At 71.2% G+C, this 19,178-nt stretch carries 10 protein-coding genes; 1 reads left to right on the top strand and 9 read right to left on the bottom strand.

What is annotated here, in order from left to right:
* Positions 1 to 85 precede the first annotated feature (85 nt).
* The 7 genes from ACIQMX_RS15305 to ACIQMX_RS15275 form a co-directional block, all read right to left on the bottom strand.
* Complete coding sequence (locus ACIQMX_RS15305; protein WP_402478107.1) at positions 86 to 2,146, bottom strand: pectinesterase family protein; 2,061 nt, start codon at positions 2,144 to 2,146, stop codon at positions 86 to 88.
* A gap of 125 nt (positions 2,147 to 2,271) precedes the next feature.
* Positions 2,272 to 3,723 (bottom strand): family 43 glycosylhydrolase, encoded by a 1,452-nt coding sequence (locus ACIQMX_RS15300; protein ID WP_402478104.1) that lies wholly within the window; start codon positions 3,721 to 3,723, stop codon positions 2,272 to 2,274.
* Complete coding sequence (locus tag ACIQMX_RS15295) at positions 3,705 to 4,679, bottom strand: arabinan endo-1,5-alpha-L-arabinosidase (RefSeq protein WP_402478101.1); 975 nt, start codon at positions 4,677 to 4,679, stop codon at positions 3,705 to 3,707. Before ACIQMX_RS15295 ends, ACIQMX_RS15300 begins: the two co-directional genes overlap by 19 nt.
* Before the next feature lie 353 nt (positions 4,680 to 5,032).
* Entirely contained in the window at positions 5,033 to 6,289 is a 1,257-nt protein-coding gene (locus ACIQMX_RS15290; protein WP_402478098.1) for a cytochrome P450, read from the bottom strand.
* Complete coding sequence (locus tag ACIQMX_RS15285; RefSeq protein ID WP_363075344.1) at positions 6,286 to 7,581, bottom strand: cytochrome P450; 1,296 nt, start codon at positions 7,579 to 7,581, stop codon at positions 6,286 to 6,288. The genes ACIQMX_RS15290 and ACIQMX_RS15285 overlap by 4 nt, the downstream gene beginning before the upstream one ends.
* Positions 7,582 to 7,887: 306 nt before the next feature.
* A complete protein-coding gene (locus ACIQMX_RS15280) occupies positions 7,888 to 9,954 on the bottom strand; it encodes a phosphocholine-specific phospholipase C (RefSeq protein ID WP_402478095.1) in 2,067 nt (688 codons plus the stop codon).
* Positions 9,955 to 10,244: 290 nt separating this feature from the next.
* Positions 10,245 to 10,949, bottom strand: coding sequence for a TetR/AcrR family transcriptional regulator C-terminal domain-containing protein (locus ACIQMX_RS15275; RefSeq protein WP_402478093.1), 705 nt, complete (start codon positions 10,947 to 10,949; stop codon positions 10,245 to 10,247).
* A 56-nt stretch (positions 10,950 to 11,005) separates the two neighbouring features.
* Between ACIQMX_RS15275 and ACIQMX_RS15270 the strand changes: the two genes are divergently transcribed.
* Positions 11,006 to 12,586 (top strand): FAD-dependent monooxygenase, encoded by a 1,581-nt coding sequence (locus tag ACIQMX_RS15270; protein WP_402478090.1) that lies wholly within the window; start codon positions 11,006 to 11,008, stop codon positions 12,584 to 12,586.
* 179 nt (positions 12,587 to 12,765) lie between these two features.
* Here ACIQMX_RS15270 and ACIQMX_RS15265 read toward each other — a convergent pair whose 3' ends face one another.
* Both ACIQMX_RS15265 and ACIQMX_RS15260 read right to left on the bottom strand, forming a co-directional pair.
* Entirely contained in the window at positions 12,766 to 15,087 is a 2,322-nt protein-coding gene (locus tag ACIQMX_RS15265; protein ID WP_402478088.1) for a PQQ-binding-like beta-propeller repeat protein, read from the bottom strand.
* Between the two features lie 256 nt (positions 15,088 to 15,343).
* Positions 15,344 to 18,973: a protein kinase gene (locus ACIQMX_RS15260; RefSeq protein WP_402478085.1), complete on the bottom strand. Its 3,630-nt coding sequence runs from the start codon at positions 18,971 to 18,973 to the stop codon at positions 15,344 to 15,346.
* Positions 18,974 to 19,178 lie beyond the last annotated feature (205 nt).

Below are 19,178 nucleotides of genomic sequence, written 5' to 3'. Positions count from 1 at the left end.
AAGCGTGGCGGCAGCCGTATCGGCTACCGCCACGATATGCCCGGACCCGGACGGGAACATCAGGGGGACCGGGGGCACCGCCGGCTCAGGACGCCGACGGGGTCCAGCCCTCCAGCCAGTCCGCCACCTCCTGCCCTGCCGCGCCCGTGTCGCTGAGCTGGGGCCGGTCGCCGCTCGCCGTGCCTGCGCCCGGTCCGTCGTTGCGGTACTCCGCGAACCGGTCGTCCTTCCAGGAGAAGCCGCTCATGTCGGTCCACGGAGCAGGCCGGATGGCAGCGCTCAGGGTGCTGTCGCGGACGGTGGTCATCGGGTCGAGCGTGGCGTCGCCGCCCGCGTGCCAGGGGCGTCCGAGGTAGAAGGTGGCAGCGGAGACGTCACCGTTGACCGTGGAGTTGTTGATGAGGAAGCCCTTGCGGCCGGCGGCCGTGCTCGGGGCGGTGATGTAGCCGGCGGAGCTGCCGTTCCACCGCTTCTTCAGCGTGATGACGGAGGCGTCGATGACGGCGCTCGCCCGGCCGAAGATGAAGTCGACGTTGCCGACGACATAGGAGTTCCTCATGTAGACACGGCCCAGCCTGTCCTTGGCCGCGGTGTCGAGCAGCAGGGTGTCCTGATCACCCTCGGTGATGACCGAGTCGAGGAACACCTTGTCGGCCGCGGTGCGCAGGGCGACCGCCTGAAGACCGCTCATGTCCTGGTGGGCGGCCTCGTCGAAGTCGTTGGCGATGGTGAGGTTGCGGGCCTGGAAGCCGTCTCCTTCGGCGGCGACGGTCGCGCTGCCACCCGTCCCGTACGTCCCCGAGCCGTCCGGCTTCTGGGTGCCGGAGGCGTTGTCGTACACGATGACCGTGCTCTTGCGGCTCGGTCCGGTGCCCTGGAGGGTGACGTTCTGCTTGGTCGAGGGGATCTTCACCAGCTCGCGGTACGTGCCGGGCGCGATGGCGATGACGGTCCGGGCCGCGTTGCCCGCGGGCACCGCGTTCACGGCCGCCTGCACACTGCTGTACTGGCCGCTGCCGTCCTTGGCCACGGTGAGCGTGGCCGCGGCGGCGGTGGTGGTGGCCGTGGCGGCCGCGACGGAGGAGCGCGGACCCGCGCCGGCCTTCACCAGGGCCGGCACGTCCGCGGCGGCGTCGAGCGTGTAGGCGTAGTAGCCGCGCGGGTCGAACGAGGCCCCGCCGCCGCTCTCGTTGCGTCCGCTCGTACCGGAGAAGACGCTGCCGCGCTGGACGAGCGTGGCGGTGCTGTCCCGGGTGACGGGGTTGTTCAGCCCGTCGAAGTAGCTGTTCTCCAGGACCATGTTCGTGTGGCCGCGGGCGTAGTTGCCGTAGCTGCTGGTGATGTCGGTGCCCGGGTCGTCCTGGAGGAAGTTGTTGTAGAGGTGGGCGTGGGCCACGTTGTCGGTCGAGGGGTTGCGCTGTTCCGTCTCGTGGAACCAGTTGTGGTGGATCGTGATGTCGGCGGTGGTGTTCTCGGTCCAGCCGATGCCGAACGCCTTGTTGTCGTGCTGGAGCCGGTTCCAGGACACCGTGAGGTAGGTGGTGTCCTTGCGGCTGTCGATCAGCCCGTCGGCCATGTTCCGCAGGTCGTTGTGGTCGATCCACACGTGATGGGCGCCGTCCATCTGGATGGCGTCCCAGTCGTGCTCCTTGTCGTTCCAGATCCCGGCGTAGGAGTCCCGGATCGTCAGGTTGCGGATGATGACGTTGTGCACGCCCTGGCCGAGGAAGAAGCCGCCGCCGACGATGTGCCCGGAGGTACCGGAGCCGATGATCGTCTTGTCGGAGGCGACCTTGATCTCCTTGCCCTTGGGATCCATGGTGATGGCCGCCGCGACGACGATGACGTAGGGCTTGGCCGCCGTCGCGTACTTCTCCAGGTCGGCGAGGGTCCGCACGGTCACGGTCTCGCCGCCCCGTCCGCCGTACGTTCCGTCCTGCCCCAGTGCGTCCACCGAGGCGAAGCCGTCGGCCGCCTCGTCGGCCCGGACCGGGGAGGCGGCCGACGAGGCGGTGTGGGGGGTGTTGCGGGGCTGGGTCGCACCGTTCGCCGTGGTCGCGGTGAATCCGGCCGCGAGGGCTGTACTGACCGCTATCGCCACGCCCAGCCGTGTTCTGCGGCTGCGGTGGCTCCTGCCTGCGGGCATGTGGGGGGTGTACTGCGCCGTTCGGCGTTCCGCTGTCATGACCTGAACCATTCCGTCGAGGAAGGATGACGTTCAGGTACTGGTTGCCGCCGGCCGCCGGAAAGGTTGCTGCCCGCGCCCGCGGCTCAGACGGGCTTCAACTGCCATTGCTGGCAGTGGTTGTCCAGCCATGACCACTGCCGGATGTCCGCTCCGTCGGCCGTCGAGCAGTCGGCCACATCGGCGACCTTCCCCGACGCCTGACCGACGATGCGCACCCAGCCGCCCGTGTCCGTGACCAGGAACCTGAAGCGCTGACAGGTGTTGTCCAGCCAGGACCACAGACGCAGGTCGGCCCCGTCGGCCGCGGAGCAGTCCGCGGTGTCCAGGACCTTCCCGGTGGCCGCGTTGACGAGCCGGCTGGTGTCGTCGCCCCGGTCCTCGATACGCCACCGCTGCCTGCCGCCTCCGTCGCACGTGCCCTGGAGGACTCCGGCCCCGTCACCGTCCGAACCGTCAGCCACGTCCATGCACTTGCCGGTGGCCCGGTTGACGAGGGTGTAGGCGGTGGGCGTCGCCGCCGTCTCCCCGGCGGGCCCCGCCGCCGTGGTGCCGAGCGCGACGGGGGTGCCGAGGTTCGGTGTGCCGTCGGCGTTCCAGGAGAACTTCTGCGCCCGGGCCGTACGGCCGTTGTCGCAGCCGTCCGAGGCTGCGTCGTTGGCGTGGTAGACGATCCAGCTCTCCGTTCCGTCGGGCGAGGTGAAGAACCCGTTGTGTCCCGGCCCGTAGACCCCCGCCGAGTCCTTGCGCTGGAAGACGGGCTCCGCCTTCTTCGTCCACGAGGACGCGGACAGCGGATCGGAACCGGTGAGCGTGAGCAGCCCGAGCTTGTAGTCGGGGGTCCAGCACCCGCTGGCGGAGTAGACGAGGTACGTCCTCCCGCCCCGCTGCAGTACCTCCGGTCCCTCGTTGACGGCGGCCCCGGACTTCTCCCAGCCGTACCCGGGCGTCGAGATCGTCGAGAAGGCCCCGCTCAGCGTGTACGGATTCGACATCGGCGCGATCACCAGGTTCTGGGTGCCGCCGCCGCTCGCGCTGCCGAGGAGATACAGCTTGCCGTTCACGGCGAGCACGCTCGGATCGAGCATCCAGTCGCTGCCCAGCCGGCCCTTGTACGCGTACGGCCCCATCGGGTCCGCACCGGCGCTCTCCAGAACATGGACCCGCTGGGTCGGGTTGTAGTCGGCGATGTTCTGCCCGGCGACGTAGTACAGGTACCAGCGACCGCCCGAGTAGTGCAGTTCGGGCGCCCAGATGTTGCAGCAGCGGGAGGCCGCGTCGCCCTTCCAGACCTGCACGCTCGGGGCGGCCGCGAGCCCGGCCAGCGTGGGCGACTTGCGCAGGGTGATGACATCGGTCCAACTGGTCGTCACCAGGTAGTAGTTGCCGTCGTGGTACGAGATCCAGGGGTCGGCACCCTTCTGCGCCTTGACCGGATTGGCGTACGGACGTCCCTCGGCCACAGACGCGGGTGCCGGCTGCGCCAGGACCAGGGCGAGGAGGAGGGCGCTCAGCAGGGTCAGTAGGCGACGGGCCATCCGCTGCTCCAGTTCAGAAGGTTGACGCCGAGCTTCGGGGTCCCGTTGTCCTGGCCGTCGTAGTAGTGGTACACGAGCAGATCGCCGTCGGAGTCGGCGAGCACCGACTGCCCGCCGGGCCCGATGTAGCGCCCGTGCGACTCCAGCACCGGCGTCCCGCCGTTGCTGAGCATGCTCACGCCGTCGCGGTCCTTGTACGGCCCCGTCACGCTCGTCGCGCGGCCCACCTTGACCTTGTACGTCGAGCCCGTGCCCGCACAGCAGGTGTCGTACGAGGCGAAGAGGTAGTAGTAGCCGTTCCGCTTCACCACGGTCGGCGCCTCCACCGCCTTGGTCCCGGTGGGGCGGGAGGCCAGCGAGCGACGTGCCGTGTCACCGGAGTACTGCTTTCCGGTCGAGGGGTCGATCCGGATCATCTTGATCCCGGTCCACCAGGAGCCGAAGGACAGCCACCACTTGCCGTCGTCGTCGACGAAGAGGTTGGGGTCGATGGCGTTGTAGTCGCTCGACGCGTTCGAGGTGTACACCGTGCCGTAGTCGGTCCAGCTGCCCGGCTGCCCGGTGGCGGAACCGGCCAGCCCGATGGCCGAGGTGTTCGACCCGAACGACGAGACGGCGTAGTACATCAGGTACTTGCCACCGTGGTACGAGATGTCCGGCGCCCAGGGGTCGGACGCCGAGGAGTAGTTCTTCCACCAGCCCGGCGGGGCGCTGAAGGCCGATCCGGAGCGGCCGAAGGCGGTGCGGTCGGTGGAGGTGCGGAGCTGGAGGTTGCCGCCGGTCGAGTAGAGCAGGTACTGCCCCGAGGACGTCCGGACCATCGAGGGGTCGTGGACGACGATGTCACCGGTGACCGTACCGGGGTTGGGGTAGGCGGACGCGCTGCCCGGCACGAGGGCCAGGAGCAGCGCGGCGGGGAGGACCGCGAGGGTCCTTCTGCGGGTGGTGCGGCTCATGAGGGGACCTCCTGCGTTCGGTTACGGGAGGAGCTTGGGCTCGTACAGCAGTCGCCACCGGAGGACGAATGGTTGCCATGCTCACGTCAGGCAGGCCAACCCGTGGGGCAGGCCGGACAGTGCCACGCGTTCGGTATTTCGAATGTCGCTCGTAACTTCGAACGGGACCGTAGAGTCGAACAGCGCCCGCGTCAACGGGTCGCGCGCGCCTGAGGGAATGCCGCGCACCTCGGAGGGGAAAACAGCCCGGCGGGCCGGTCCCGCCGCCCCGCACCCGAGGAACGGTGAGGGGCGGCGGGACCGGCCCGCCGGGCCGTGCCTGCTGAAATCCGGCTGCGCCGAACCGAACGCGCTCAGGCGTTGAGCAGGACGGGAAAGGACTCCATGTCGTTCTGTGTCATCACGGGCAGCTTGCGGATGTCCGCGTCCGGCACCGCGAGCCGCAGCTCGGGGAACCGCCCGAAGAGCGCCGGCAGGGCGATGCCCGCCTCGACCCTGGAGAGCGCCGCGCCGGGGCAGATGTGCGGGCCGTGACCGAAGGTCATGTGCCGGATGGGGGTGGCGCGGGTGATGTCGAACGCGTCGGCGTCGGGGCCGTGCTGCGCGGGGTCGCGGCCGATCACCCGGTAGGAGATGACCACGCCCTCGCCCTTGGCGATGACGCCGTCACCGACCCGGATGTCCTCGGTGGCGAACCGCATCAGCAGGTGGGTGGTCGGGGTGTCCCATCGCAGGGTCTCCTCGATCACGGTCTCCCAGGGGACCTTTCCGTCGAGGACCATGCGCAGCTGGTCGGGGTGGGCCAGCAGGGCGCGTACGGCGTTGAGGATGAGCCCGATCGTGGTCTCGTGCCCGGCGGCGACCATCGCCTTGAGGTTGCCGACCACTTCTTCCTCGGTCAGCGGCTCGCCGCCCTCGTCGGCGAGGATGAGCGCGGAGGTCAGGTCGTCGGTCGGCCGCGCGGTCTTCTCGCGTACGAGCCCGGCATAGAAGACGTCGAGGTCGGCGAGGAGGGCCAGGCGCTCGTCCTGCGGGGTGAGCATCGAGAAGAAGGCCTTGTACTGACGGGTCAGCATGGCGTTCTCGGCGGGGTCGACGCCCATCAGCATGCCGACGACCCGCATGGGCAGCGGCTGCGCGAACACCGACTTGAGGTCGACGACGGCGCCGTCCCTGCCGCCCTCGGCGAGCGCGTCCAGCAGCTCCTCGGTGAACTTCTCGATGTCGGGGCGGATCGCCTCCAGGCGGCGGGGCGTGAGCGCCTGGGAGGTCTTGGTGCGCAGCCGTCGGTGCTCGTCGCCGTCGACGGTGAACATCGAGCGGCCGGCGTCGATCATCCCGATGAGCGGCCACGCGTGCGTCACCTCGCCGCTCTGCCACAGCCCCCAGGCGTCGAGGTCCTTCACCAGTCGCGGATCGAGCAGGAGCTGCCGGGCGTCCGCGTGCCGGGTGAGGGCCCAGGCCGGGACCCCGAGCAGCTCGATCCGGGCCAGCGGTCCGGCGTCGCGCAGCCGCGCCGTCTCCCCGTCCAGGTCCTGGACCATCGGGTCGATGGCGACGGTCCCGCCGTTCCGGGCGGCTGCCTGAGCGGCGGCGTGGGGGCAGTTCACGAGAGGTCTCCTGTCGTGCGAACGGGGGTGAACCGAACAGGGAGCGAAGTGGTGCCACGCAGGAACGCGGAGGGCCGTCGTACGAGCTCGTCGACGGGCACGGCGAGCCGGAGGTCGGGAAGCCGGTCGAGCAGGACCTCGATGCCGGTACGGGCGATGATCTCGGCGATCTCCTGGGCGGGGAACGGGCACCGGTACTCGCCGTGACTGAACGCGAGATGGGCGCCGTTGCCGCCCTGCGCGGGCGCTCCGGTGCCGGACATGCCCTGCCGGATCAGCGGGTCGGTGTTGGCGGCGCCGAGCCCGAGCAGCAGCATGTCCCCGGCCTTGATCCGCTGCCCGCCGAGCTGGGTGTCCCGTGCCGCCCAGCGCCCGGCCAGGATCTGGGTGGGCGTGTCCTCCCAGAGCACCTCGTTCATGGCCTCGCCGATGCTGCGCCGGCCGCGGGCCATGGAGTCGGCGAACGCGTCCTCGGTGAGCATCAGCCGCAGGGAGTTGCTGACCCAGTCGGCGGTGGTGAGGTGCCCGGCGGCCGTGATGGCCATCAGGTCGAGCATGTACTCCTCGTCGGTGAACGCCTCGGGGAAGGCGAGCATGCGGGAGGTCACGTCGTCCCCGGGAGCGGCCCGCTTGGCGGCCACCAGCCGGGCCATGTGCTCCCCGAACCGCAGATGGGCGCTCTGCGCCTCCGGTCCGCCGTCGGCCAGGTCCTTCAACACCTGCGCGATGTCGGCCCCTTCGTCGTCGGGGAACCCGACCAGGCGGGCGAGGACGAGGACGGGAAGCGGCTCGCAGAAGTCGGCGACGAGGTCGGCCGTGCCGCGGCTGCACACCTCGTCGATCAGCCGGTCGGCCAGCTGTTCGCAGTGGCTGCGGATCTGGAACGGATCGGCGCCTTCGAGGGCCGGCCCGACCATCCGGGCGTGCCGCCGGTGTTCCTCCCCTGCGCTGAAGTAGATGGACGGCAGGGGGCGTCCCACCATCGGCAGCAGCGGCCAGTCGTCGGGGATGTGGGGCCACTGGTTCCACAGGCCCACGTCGCGGGGGAACAACTCGCCGTCACTGGTGACCTGATGGAGCTCGCGGTATCCGATGACCAGCCAGGCGGGGAACCCGCCCGGCAGCTCCACGGGGACGACGGGCCCGTGGTCACGCCGCATGGCGCGGTACACGGCCTGCGGTTCGGTCTGTAAGCCGGGCCCGCCGAGCGGCACGGCTCCGGTGTGTGCCGGACAGCCCGGAGGCGGAGGAGGCGAGGTCGGCGCGGGCTCTGTGGAAGATGGGCGCGTCATGAGTCCTGACTCCTGTGGCGACAGCTGCACGCGTCAAGATCATGCGATCAACGCATGTTCACTATAAGGATTTCGTGTGCCCTCGGAGCGTTCAACGGCGATCAATCCCACACCTTGAACGGACAACGAGACGACAACTCAGCACAATTGATGAGCATTACGAGGTACCGCACGCACCCTGCGGGCCATCTCCTCACGGCCGGCCACGCCCGGGAAGCGGGTTCCCGCCCCGCCGGACGGCCGGGGACGGGCAACGCCCGACGGCGCAATCCGCCCGCCCCCGGCCCCCTCCCCGGCCGCCGCCACTCACCCGGTGACGAGGCCCGGGTCGCTGGTACCGGCACGGCCGGTCTCGACGTGCCCGGCGAAGCGCCGCAGGAACGTGATGTCCACGTCGGAGACGACGGTGACGTCGTACCAGCTCCCGCTTCCCCGCAGGTCGAGCATGTGCTTCACGGTCGCGCCCGCACGGACCTCGAAGGTCTGCACCCCTCCCCCGTACCCGGCGGCGCTGCGCACGGTCAGCCGGACGGTCGCGGTTCCGCTGTTGGTGAAGGTGAGCTCAAGACCGCCACCGGCCGCGACATGACGTGCCGTCACCTCCGGGCCCGCCGCCTTGCCCAGGGACCGGAAGGTGCGCAGGAAGCCGTTGGGGCCATGGACGGTGAGGTCGGTCACCCCCGTGGAGTAGGCCGTGTTCCAGCTGTCCGCGAGCGACCTGCCGGCTTCGGTGGTGTAGGTCCACGGCCCGTCGGTGCGGTTCGCCGAGGTCACCAGGAACTGCGCCCCGGCAGCGGCGCCGCCGCTGAAGGTGAGGCGGTATTTGCCGGTGGCCGTGTCGGCGGCGCCGTCGACGAAGGGCGCGTAACGCAGCGGCCGGGTGGGCCGAGCACCCTTCTCCTGCTTGGGCACGCTCCCGTTGGCGGGCGGTGCGGGGACGTAGTCGGGGTGCCGGAGGCGGTCCGCAGGCGCGTAGGCGTCGGTCAGCGGCAGCGAGACGCCCGAGGCGTCCGCACGACGGAAGTCGAAGGCGGAGGTGAGGTCTCCGCAGACGGCGCGCCGCCAGGGCGAGATGTTGGGCTCGCGCACACCGAAGCGCTGTTCCATGAACCGGATGACGGAGGTGTGGTCGAAGACCTCGGAGCACGCGAACCCGCCGGTGCTCCACGGGGAGACGACGAGCATGGGAACGCGCTGGCCGAGCCCGTACGGCCCGGCGGTGTACCGGATGTCGCCGGGGAAGTAGTCGGCGGTGGTGTCCACGGTGGACAGCCCCTGCGCGGGGCCCGAGGGCACGAAGGGCGGCACGACGTGGTCGAAGAAGCCGTCGTTCTCGTCATAGGTGATGAAGAGTGCGGTCCGGCCCCAGACCTCGGGATCCGCGGTCAGCGCGTCCAGCACCTGGGATATGTACCAGGCGCCGTAGTTGGCGGGCCAGTTGGGATGCTCGCTGTACGCCTCGGGCGAGACGATCCACGAGACCTTCGGGAGCGTCCCGGCCCGGACGTCGGCCTTCAGGTCGTCGAGAAGCCCGCCGCCGCCCTTGATGTCGGTGCCGGTGCGGGCCTTGTCGTAGAGCGGATCGCCGGGCTCGGCGTTGCGGTAACTGTTGAAGTACAGAAGCGAGTTGTCACCGTACGTGCCCCGGTAGGCATCCCCGATCCACCCCCAGGACCCTGCGGCGTCGAGTCCGTCACCGATGTCCTGGTAGACCTTCCACGACACCCCTGCCTGCTCCAGCCGTTCGGGGTAGGTGGTCCAGCCGTACCCCGCCTCGTCGTTGCCGAGCACGGGACCGCCGCCGGAACCGTCGTTCCCCGTGTACCCGCTCCACAGGTAGTAGCGGTTGGGGTCGGTACTCCCGATGAACGAGCAGTGGTACGCGTCGCAGACGGTGAACGCGTCGGCCAGGGCGTAGTGGAACGGGATGTCCTCCCGCGTCAGGTGGGCCATGGTCGTCGCGGTCTTGGCGGGCACCCACTGGTCGTAGGCACCCTTGTTGAACGCCCGGTGCCCGCCTGCCCAGTCATGGTTCAGGTCCCGGAGGAACTGCATCCCGAGCTCGTCGGCGGGCGGCCGGAACGGCAGCACCTCCTTGCCGAGGAGGTCCTTCTGGTGCCAGACCGGCTTTCCACTGGGAAGCGTGACGGGCCGCGGATCACCGAAGCCACGGACGCCGTTCATGGTGCCGAAGTAGTGGTCGAAGGAACGGTTCTCCTGCATCAGGACAACGATGTGCTCGACGTCCTGGAGGCTGCCCGTCCGTCCCCGCGCGGGGAGCGAGGCGGCGCGGGCGATGCTGCTCGACAACGCGGTGCCGGCGGCCGCACCTCCGGCGAGCTGCAGGAGGCGGCGACGGTTCAGATCTGCCATGGGTGGGGGCCTCTGTGGGGTGAGGGGACAGGGGGCGAAGGCGACTGGAGTGTTCCAGAACCGGCGGCGCCGGCGGAAGGCCCGTGCCATGTGCACGGGGTGGCGATCCACCGAACTCTCGGCAACGGGAAGGGCCGAGGCACCGCCCCCGCACGCCCCTCCCAGGCCGTGAACCGCTGCCCCCACGGCCACTCCAGACCCCGAACCACCGCCCCCACGGCCACCCCAGACCCCGAACCACCGCCCGCCACGGCCGCCCCAGACCCCGAACCGCCGCCCGCGCGGAACCTTCAGCGCCCGAGCCGGGCCGCCAGGCCGTCGAGCACACAGGCCAGGCCGAACGCGAAGTCGACGTCGGGGTCCGGTTCCTCCGCTTCGAGGACGCGGCGGGCGAGCATCGGGTGTTCGCCCGCCGCGAGGACCTCCCTGATGTACGGGCCCATGCTGCGCTGCCACTCCTCCTCGCCGAGCCCCGTGCGCTGCTCGGTGCGCGCAAGGGCCTGCTGGGCTGCGACCGAGCCCAGCACGTAGGCGTGCACGGCGCCGAGCGCCTGCGAGGCCAGGGTGATGTCGGGCGTGAGCGCGACGGCGGCGCGCAGGGCGGATTCGGACCGTCGCAACGAGTTGGGGCCGAGCGCGGGTCTGCCCGTCAGTTCACCCGCCAGCCAGGGATGCCGCAGCAGCGTCGCACGCGAGGCGTGCGCGACCGCCGCAAGCCCGGCTCGCCAGTCTCCGGTGGACTCGGGCAGCGGATCCTCGCCCTGCGCCGCGTCGACCATCAGGTCCACCAGTTCGTCGCGGTTGGTGATGTAGCGGTAGAGCGTGGCGGTCCCGGAACCCAGATCGCCCGCGACCCGCCGCATCGACACCGCCGCCAGCCCCTCCGAGTCCGCGACGGCGAGCGCGGCGGCCACGTACTGGTCCACCCCGGGCGCGCGCCGACGCGGTTCAGGCCGCGGCCGGGTCCACACCGACGAGGGAACGGGTTCGGTCATCGGGGCGGTTCCTTTCCTCGTTGACCTGCATCCTACCTTCTGGCTACGGTGTAGCCATGACGGATACAGCGTACCCAGACGTGCCGGTGCTCGTGGTAGGCGGCGGCAGCGTCGGCCTGCTCACGATGGCCCTCCTCACCCACCACGACGTCCCCGCCGTACTCGTCGAGCGCCGGTCCGGGCCTTCGGAGCATCCCCGCGCCACCGGCATCGGACCGCGCACCGTGGAGGTCCTCCGCGAACTCGGGCTCGACACGGCCGTCGACGCCGCCGCGGTCGACCTCCGGGGCGCGGCGGCCAAGGCGGTGGCGCGGACCGTCGTCGAGATGGGCGCGGGTGACGTCGCGACCGTGCCCATGCCCGCCCCGTCCGCCGACGGGCTGGACGCGACGCCGTTCAGGCTGCGCGGCGTCTGCGCCCAGGACCGGCTCGACGCCGTCGTGGCGGCCGATCTCGCACGCCGCGGAGCGGACCTGCGCTGGTCGACCCGCCTGGTCGGCATCGCTCAGGACGCGGATGGGGTCGATGTCGATCTGGAGGGACCCGACGGCCGCTACTCGCTGCGGTGCGCGCACGCGGTCGCAGCCGACGGCACGCACAGCACCGTGCGGACCGCACTCGGCGTGGGCGTCTCCGGGCCGGGCGACCTGGGGACGTCGAAGATCAACATCCTCTTCCGTGCCGACCTCCGGCCGCACCTGCGCGGAATGTCCTTCGCCACGTGCACGATCACCACACCGCAGGCGCCCGGCCTGCTGGCCACCGTGGACGGCGACACGACCTGGGTCTTCCACGTCGCCTGCGCCACCGAGCGCGGCGAACGCCCGGAGGACTTCACGCACGAGCGCTGCGCGGCCGTCGTCCGACTGGCGGTCGGTGATCCCGGCCTCGAGGTCGACGTGCGCAGCGTGCTCCCGTGGCGGCCCCGGAGCGCAGCGGCCGACAGTTTCACGGCCGGTCGTGTGTTCCTCGTGGGCGACGCCGCGCACACCGTGTCGCCCATGGGCGCGTTCGGCCTCAACACCGGGGTCGCCGACGCGCACAACCTGGCGTGGAAGCTGGCCGCCGTCCACCACGGCGAGGCCGGCGCCCGACTGCTCGACACGTACGCGCACGAACGTGAACCGGTCGCCGCGGCGACGCTGGACCAGGCGATGCGCCGGATGGCCGACCCGAAGCTGCACTGGGGGCGCGGGCCCGAGGCCGACGCCGCCAGGGCTTCGGCGGGGGTGTGGGCGGCGCCGGTCGTCCATCTCGGCCACCGGTACGACTCGGCCGCCGTCATCGACCCCCGGCCGGAACTTCCGTCCACTGTGGACCTCGTGCTGGACGGGTCCCCGGGTTCACGGGTGCCGCATGCCTGGATCAACGGGGTGTCCACGCTCGACCTGGTGGCGTCCCGGTGGGCCCTGCTGGTGGGCGTCGCCGGCGACCGCTGGCTGACCGCCGCGACGGACCTCGGGATCCCCGCGCACCGCGTCGAGGTCCCGTGGCTGCCCGCCGAGGGGGCGCTGCTCGTCCGTCCGGACGGGATCGTCGCGATGCGCGCCACGGCGCCGGCGACGGATCCGGCACGGTTCCTCACCGAGGTCCTGGACCAGGTACTCGCCAGGCCGGCGCCGGTGCCGAGCGCCTGAAGCGGCGGCGCGGGCGGAGAGGCTCTGCGCGCGGGCGGCATGGCGCGGTGCCGGCTTCCCCTGCGGGGGCAGGCCGGGACAGGCCCCCGGCAGGACGAGCCGCAGGACTGCCGCCGTCACACGCCGGGCCGCACCTCACGCACGCGGCGTCGGACAGGGGGCAGGCCTGCGGGCCGGCGTCATCTCTGAACGGCGTACAGGGAATGGTCCTTGCTGCCGACGTAGACCACGTCGCCCGCCACCGTCGGGGAGCACTCCAGACCGGCGCCTGTGCGGAAGGCCCAGCGCTTCTTCCCTGTACGCGCGTCCACGGCGTACAGATGGCTGTCGTCACTGCACACGTAGACCACCCCGTCCGCCACGGCCGGGGCGGAGAAGACACTGCTTCCGGTCTCGAAGGCCCAGCGCTTCCTGCCCGTCGCTGCGTCCAGCGCGAACAGGTACTCGATGCTGTCGCCGGCATAGACCACGCCGCCGGCCACGGCCGGCGGCCCGAGAGAACGGTTCCCGGCGCCTGGGATCGTGTACTTGGCTCCGTCGCGGAACCACCGCTCCTTCCCCGTCGCGGCATTCACCGCGTACAGGCGCATGCTCGAGATGTGGACCAGGCCGCCGGCCACGGCCGGGGCGGAGTTCACGCCGTCGTGCACGGGGAAGGCCCAACGCCGTTTTCCCGTCTCGGCGTCCAGCGCGTAGAGATGGTTGTCGTCACTGCCGAAGTACACGACACCGTTCGCCACGACCGGCGACTCCGTCACCATGCCGTTCCTGCCGCAGCGAAAGCTCCACTTCTTCTTTCCTGTCAACGCGTCCACCGCGTAGAGGTGCTCGTCGGTGCTGCCGGCGTAGACGACGCCGTCGGCCACGACCGGCGAGGCGAAGGTCGATCCGTCGGTGGCGAAGGCCCAGCGTTTTCTGCCGGTTGAGGCATCCACCGCGTACAGCCCGTTGCTGTGAGTGCCCACATGGAGCAGATCGCCCACGACGACGGACGACGAGTAGACCACACTGCCGGTGTCGAGGGACCAGCGTTTCCTGCCCGTCGCCGCGTCCACCGCGTACAGGTTGTGGTCGTTGCTGCCGAAGTAGACGACGCCGTTCGCGACGGTCGGCTCCGTCTTCACCTCGTCCTCGGTCGGAAAGGCCCAGAGTTGTCGGCCCGGCTTTCGGGGGGCCGGTGGAGTGGTGGTCCGGACGGGCTTCGATGCGGACGGCTGGAGGGCGGAGGGCGAGCCTGCGGAGCCGGAGCCCCTGTCGGCGGTCTTCCAGGCCGCGATGCCGAGTCCGGCGGCGGCCGCCGTACCCGCCAGGGCGACCAGGGCGCCGCGCCGGGAGAGGGGAGGAGGCGTGCCGCCGGGGTTTCGCGAGGCGTGGTCGGCCGTCCGGGTCGGCGCGTCGTGCAGGGCCGGGGCGGTGACGGGAGAGGTGTCGGGCGCCGCGGGGGTCGCGGGCGCGGCAGGCTTCAGCAGAGGCTCGGGCGTGGCTCCGTGGGGTGCGACGGGTATGTCCGCCGTGGTCGGGGTCGGTGCAGCGGGTACGTCCGGCGCGGTCGGAGTCGGCTGGGCGGAAGGCGCGGGCTTCGAGGCCGGATTGCGGGGCATCGGGGTGGCGGCCTTCTCCCGGACCAGCCGGCCGACCGCTTCGGGCATCCAGTCGGGCTCGGTGAGCAGGGGCGTCGCTTCGGCCGTGTCCTCCTCGTCCGGGGTGGTCATCCGGTGCAGCAGGTCGGCCACAGTGGGCCGCTGATCGGGCTCCTTGGCCAGACAGGCCGCCACGATCCGGCGCAGTTGCGGTGCAAGAGCGTCGAGGTCGGGCTCCTCGTACACGGCACGGAAGTGCAGGGCGTGGGGGGTGCCCGTGCCGAACGGGCCGATGCCGGCAGCGGTGTGGGCGAGTACTGCCCCGAGCGCGAAGACGTCGCTGGCGGGTCCGACGGGCCGGCCGGTGAGCTGCTCCGGGGACATGAAGCCGGGCGTGCCGATCGTCGTGCCGGTGTGGGTCAGCGCGCTGGCCTCGCTCGCTGTCGATATGCCGAAGTCGATCACTCGCGGACCGTCGGGCGCCAGCAGGACGTTGGAGGGTTTCAGATCGCGGTGCACGACGCCGGCGGCGTGGATCGCCTCCAGGGCCTCCGCCAGTCCGGCGCCGAGTGCCAGCACGTGCCCGGCCTGCCACGGCCCGTGCCGGGCAACCGCCTCGCCGAGCGACACACCGGATACGTAGACGGTCGCCAGCCAGGCCGGGGAGCCGTCGGGTTCGGCGTCGACGACCCCGGCCGTGAAAGCCCCGTTCACCCTGCGGGCCGCCGTCACCTCACGAACGAAGCGGCGCCGGAAGTCCACGTCCCGGGCCAGCTCCGGACGCACCACCTTCAGCGCGACCGGGCGGCCACCGGGCGAACGCCCCAGATACACCTGCCCCATGCCGCCCGCACCGATCCGCGCCACGATCCGGTACCGCCCCACCTGCCGCGGGTCCTCCGGCTCCAGTCCGTCGAACACGGCCCCTCCTCTGCGAACGGCGCAGCCCTCCCAGGCACTGACAGCGCGCATCATGCCAGAACGGGTCCGGTGGGAATGAGGAGCATCAACGGGCCGCCGGGGCGCACGTGTCCAGGCGGAGCCGCGCCCCGTTCGCCTGCCCGCGAGGCCCGCCACGCGCACCGGGTGCGGTTCCTCCTGGGGTCCCCGCACGACCGGCGAGCGCATCCGGCTCACCACTACACCGACGTTCTCGTCGACACCCCGTCGGCGCGAACTATCCCGGGCACACGGAACGGTAGGCCGCGCCGCCTGCGTACGCCGTCCACTCCTCGCGCGTGATGTCCCGTCCGACGCGGCGGCAGACGGCCTCCACCGAGCGTTCCGGGTCGAGGTCGAGGAACTGGGCGTAGGTACCCGCGCCGAGGAGACGCATGACGTTGTCCGGGTCGATGGCCATCCCGAAGAGTTCGTCACCGGCCACGGCCATCGGCGGGGTGAGCGCCACCTTCGCGCCCAGGTCCCACACCTGGACTGCCGCACGGCCGACGCGGACGGCCAGATACCGGCCGTCGTCGGAGATCACCGGACCACTGAGCGACTCACCCGCGTGGCTTTCTCCCACCACCGCCCCGCTGACCAGCACGTTCCGGCGTTCCCTGCCCGCACCGTCCCAGATCTCCACCCGGCCGGAGAGCGTCACGGCGGCCAGCGTGCGTCCGTCCGGGGAGAAGCTCAGGTCGCCGATGTCGCTGCCCGTGAAAGCGTCCTTCCGGCGTTTGCCGGACGGCAGTTCCACCACGTCTCCGCCCGCGCTCACCAGCAGCGAGCCGTCGGGGCTGATCGCTGTCAGTCCCCGGACGTCGTCGACATCACGAAGATGCCGTCCCGTCGAGGCGTCCCACAGCCGTGTCGTCTCCTTGCCGTCCGTATTCGTGTAGGTGAGGACCCAACGCCCGTCGGGAGAGAGCTGCGGGCCGCCGTAGGCGCCGTCGTCCTTGTTCTCCGCCTGGAAGCGGACGATCCTGCGTTGCCGTTCCACGTCCCAGACGGTCACGTGGTAGGCCTCGGCCTTGCTGTCGTAGTCGGTGAAGGCCATCGTGCTGCCGTCCCGGGAGAACGACGCGACGCTGTCGGGACCGGCCACCGCGTTCTCGCTCTCGGGAATCGGAGGACCGGTGTCCTTGCCCGTACGCATGTCGATCAGTCGCTGCCTGCTGTCCGCCTCGTAAGGACGTACGGCTGCCGTGAGGCCATCAGGAGCGAGGTAGCCCAGCTGGGCGCTTCCGTTGAGGGTGCCTGTGGAGAGGGAGCCGGGTACGTCGACGGTGAGGACGAGACCATCCGCGACGAAGACGAGCTTTCGGGCTTCGGCGTCGAAGGCCATGGCCGTGACGTCGCGTCCGTCCTCGCCGTCCCGCCCCGGCACGAAGTCCCGGAACAGCGCATGGACGGACTCGGACGCCGGCGCAATCTCGACACCGCTGTCCGAGGAAGCCGAAACGAGGAAGCGCCCGTCGTCACTGAACACCCTGGTGATGCCCGTCGTCGCCGGCCCGAGCAGCTCGCCGTCCTTCGCGTTCCAGATCATGAGCTGTCTGTCGCCCTGACCGGAGGAGATCCCCAGTTTCTTGCCGTCCGGGCTGAACAGCACCTCTCCTGCGGTGTTCCGTTCGTCGCACTCCCACGGGTCTTCGGGGGCGTCCAGTGACACCTGGGCGGGTCTGGAGCCGGTCAGATCCCACAGGGCCGCAGTGTGGTCCTGGCAGTAGGCCACCTGCGACCCGTCTGGCGCCACCGCCGCCGCATCCGCGCCGTACGGCAGGTCGAGCAGCAGACCGGCCCCCGACACCGCGTCCCACAACTGGACGCGCGGGCTGTCCGCCGTTCCGACCAGCAGCACCTTCCCGTCTCCCGAGATGCCGGCCAGGGACATGCCGGGGGGCAACGGCACCGGATCACCGAAGGCCGTGCCACGTTCCGGATCCATCAGCCGGACGGCGCTCCCTTCGTCGATGACGGCAAGGAGACGCAGGTTCGCGTCGGTCAGCCAGTTGACCGTGCTGGACGTGGTTCCTCTCAGCGGCTGACGGCTCACCCGCCGCTTCCGCCGTACATCCCACACCTCGACGTGTCCGTCGAGTGCCCTGACCAGCCGGCGCCCGTCGGGGCTCAGGGCGTGGAGCTGGTAGTCGCCGCTCTTGGCGACCGGCAGCAGGAGGGAGTCGCTCTGGTGCTGGGCCGCGGCGGCGTACAGGGCGGCCCGCGCATCGGGCGTCGGGGAGAGCCGCCAGGCACCGACGCTGAGCAGCATGGCGGTCACCGGTTCCGCCACCCGCATGCGGTCGGCGCTCTCGGCCATCGTGCGGGCCTGCTCGCGTGCCTCCTGTCGCTCGTTCTCCCGCTGTTGCTGCCAGGCCAGACCACCGGCCAGCAGCGCGGTCACGAGCAGCACGGCGAGGCTGGACAGCAGGCGACGCTGCCGCTTGGCGGCCCGGGCACCGTGCTGCCGGCTCGCCGAGAGGAACCGGCGCTCCAGCGGGCTGAGCCGCAGATGCGGCGGTGACGTGGCCGCCCATCCCAGCGTCCGGCGCAGGGACGACCCGCCGAGGAGGTCGTCGGCACGACGCCCGGACTGCTCCCACAACTCGGCTGCACGGCCCAGCTGATGACGTACGGGCAGTCCGTCGCGGTCCTCGTCGGTCCAGGAGCGCAACCGGGGCCAGGCACGCAGCAGTGCGGCACTGACCGGCCGGACCGACCCGTCCGGCGCCACGAGGGCGGCGCCGCTCTCCACCAGGGCGGCCAGCGCCTGGCGCGCCGGGGCGGCCTCCTCCTCCGCGCGCTCCGCGAACAGTTCGTCGTGGGAGGCGGTCCGCACCGTGTCCTGAGAACCGTCCGGAGCGCCCCCCGGCACCACCAGGCGCATCAGCAACTCCCGTACGGCCCCGTGCACCGCGGTGGGCAGCGCCGTGAACGCGGTCTCCGCCCGCGTCCCGAGATCGGGCGAGGGGACGTCGCCCGGACGTTCCTCTTCGGGAGTGGCCGCCCCGGACACCCCGGCACCCAGGAGGGCGAGGCGCGGATCGGCGGATGCCGGGGTGCTGCCGACCAGCCCGAGCAGGACATCGGTGGCGAGGGGGCGGAGCCCTGGATCCTGGGAAAGCGCGGCCGACACCAGCGGACGCAGGCGGCTGGGCACACCTGTGAGGTCGGGGCGCACCTGCACGGTGCGGTACACCACCTCGCCGAAGGTCGCGCCCCGGAACGGTTCCGTTCCGGTGAAGGCGAACAGCACCAACGCACCCCAGGCGAAGATGTCCGAGGCGTACGTCGCGGGCTTCCCGGCCAGCACCTCGGGCGCCATGTACCCGAGGGTTCCGACGAATCCCTCCGTGCCCGTGAGCGACATGTCCGGTGCGCGGGCGATGCCGAAATCGATGACCCGCGGCCCGTCCGGGCCGAGCACCACGTTGCCCGGCTTGAGATCCCGGTGGATGACCTCCGCGCGATGGATCGCGGCAAGTGCCGTGGCCACGCCCGTGGCGAGCCGCACGGCGGCGCCCTCGGGCAGCGCTCCGTCCTCGTACACTCGGGCGGCGAGGGTCGGGCCGGGGATGTACTCGCTGACGATGTGCGGGATGTCCGGCGACGGGGACGCCTCCACCGAGGCGTCCAGGATCCGCGCCGTGCAGAAGGAATCGACGCGCCGGGCAGCAGCCACCTCCTTGGCGAACCGGCCCCGTACCGACTCATGGGCATCGCGGTGCAGCGCCTTGAGCGCGACCCGGGTGCCCCGGGCGTCGTACGCCTCGTACACCACGCCCTGGCTGCCCTGGCCGAGCCGGGCCGCGAGCCAGTACGCACCGATCCGCTCAGGATCGTTTGCCGTGAGCGGTCCACCCATCTGCGCCCCATCCCCCGACGGGCCGACGTGTCGGCCGTGGCGCCGAAACAACCTGCCGTGCCCGAAGGCACATTGAACCCCGGCCGATCCTCGGGGGCCACGGTGAATCCGGCCATGTGCGGACGTGGTCGCGGACGGCCGCGAGGCCGTGACCGACCGAAGCGAATCAGGCAAGCGGCAGCTCACAGACGCCCCACCGAAGCGA

Source organism: Streptomyces sp. NPDC091416, from assembly GCF_044756845.1.
GTDB lineage: Bacteria > Actinomycetota > Actinomycetes > Streptomycetales > Streptomycetaceae > Streptomyces.
The sequence above is the reverse complement of the archived record's forward strand: the minus strand, read 5'-3'. Positions and strand labels throughout refer to the sequence as shown.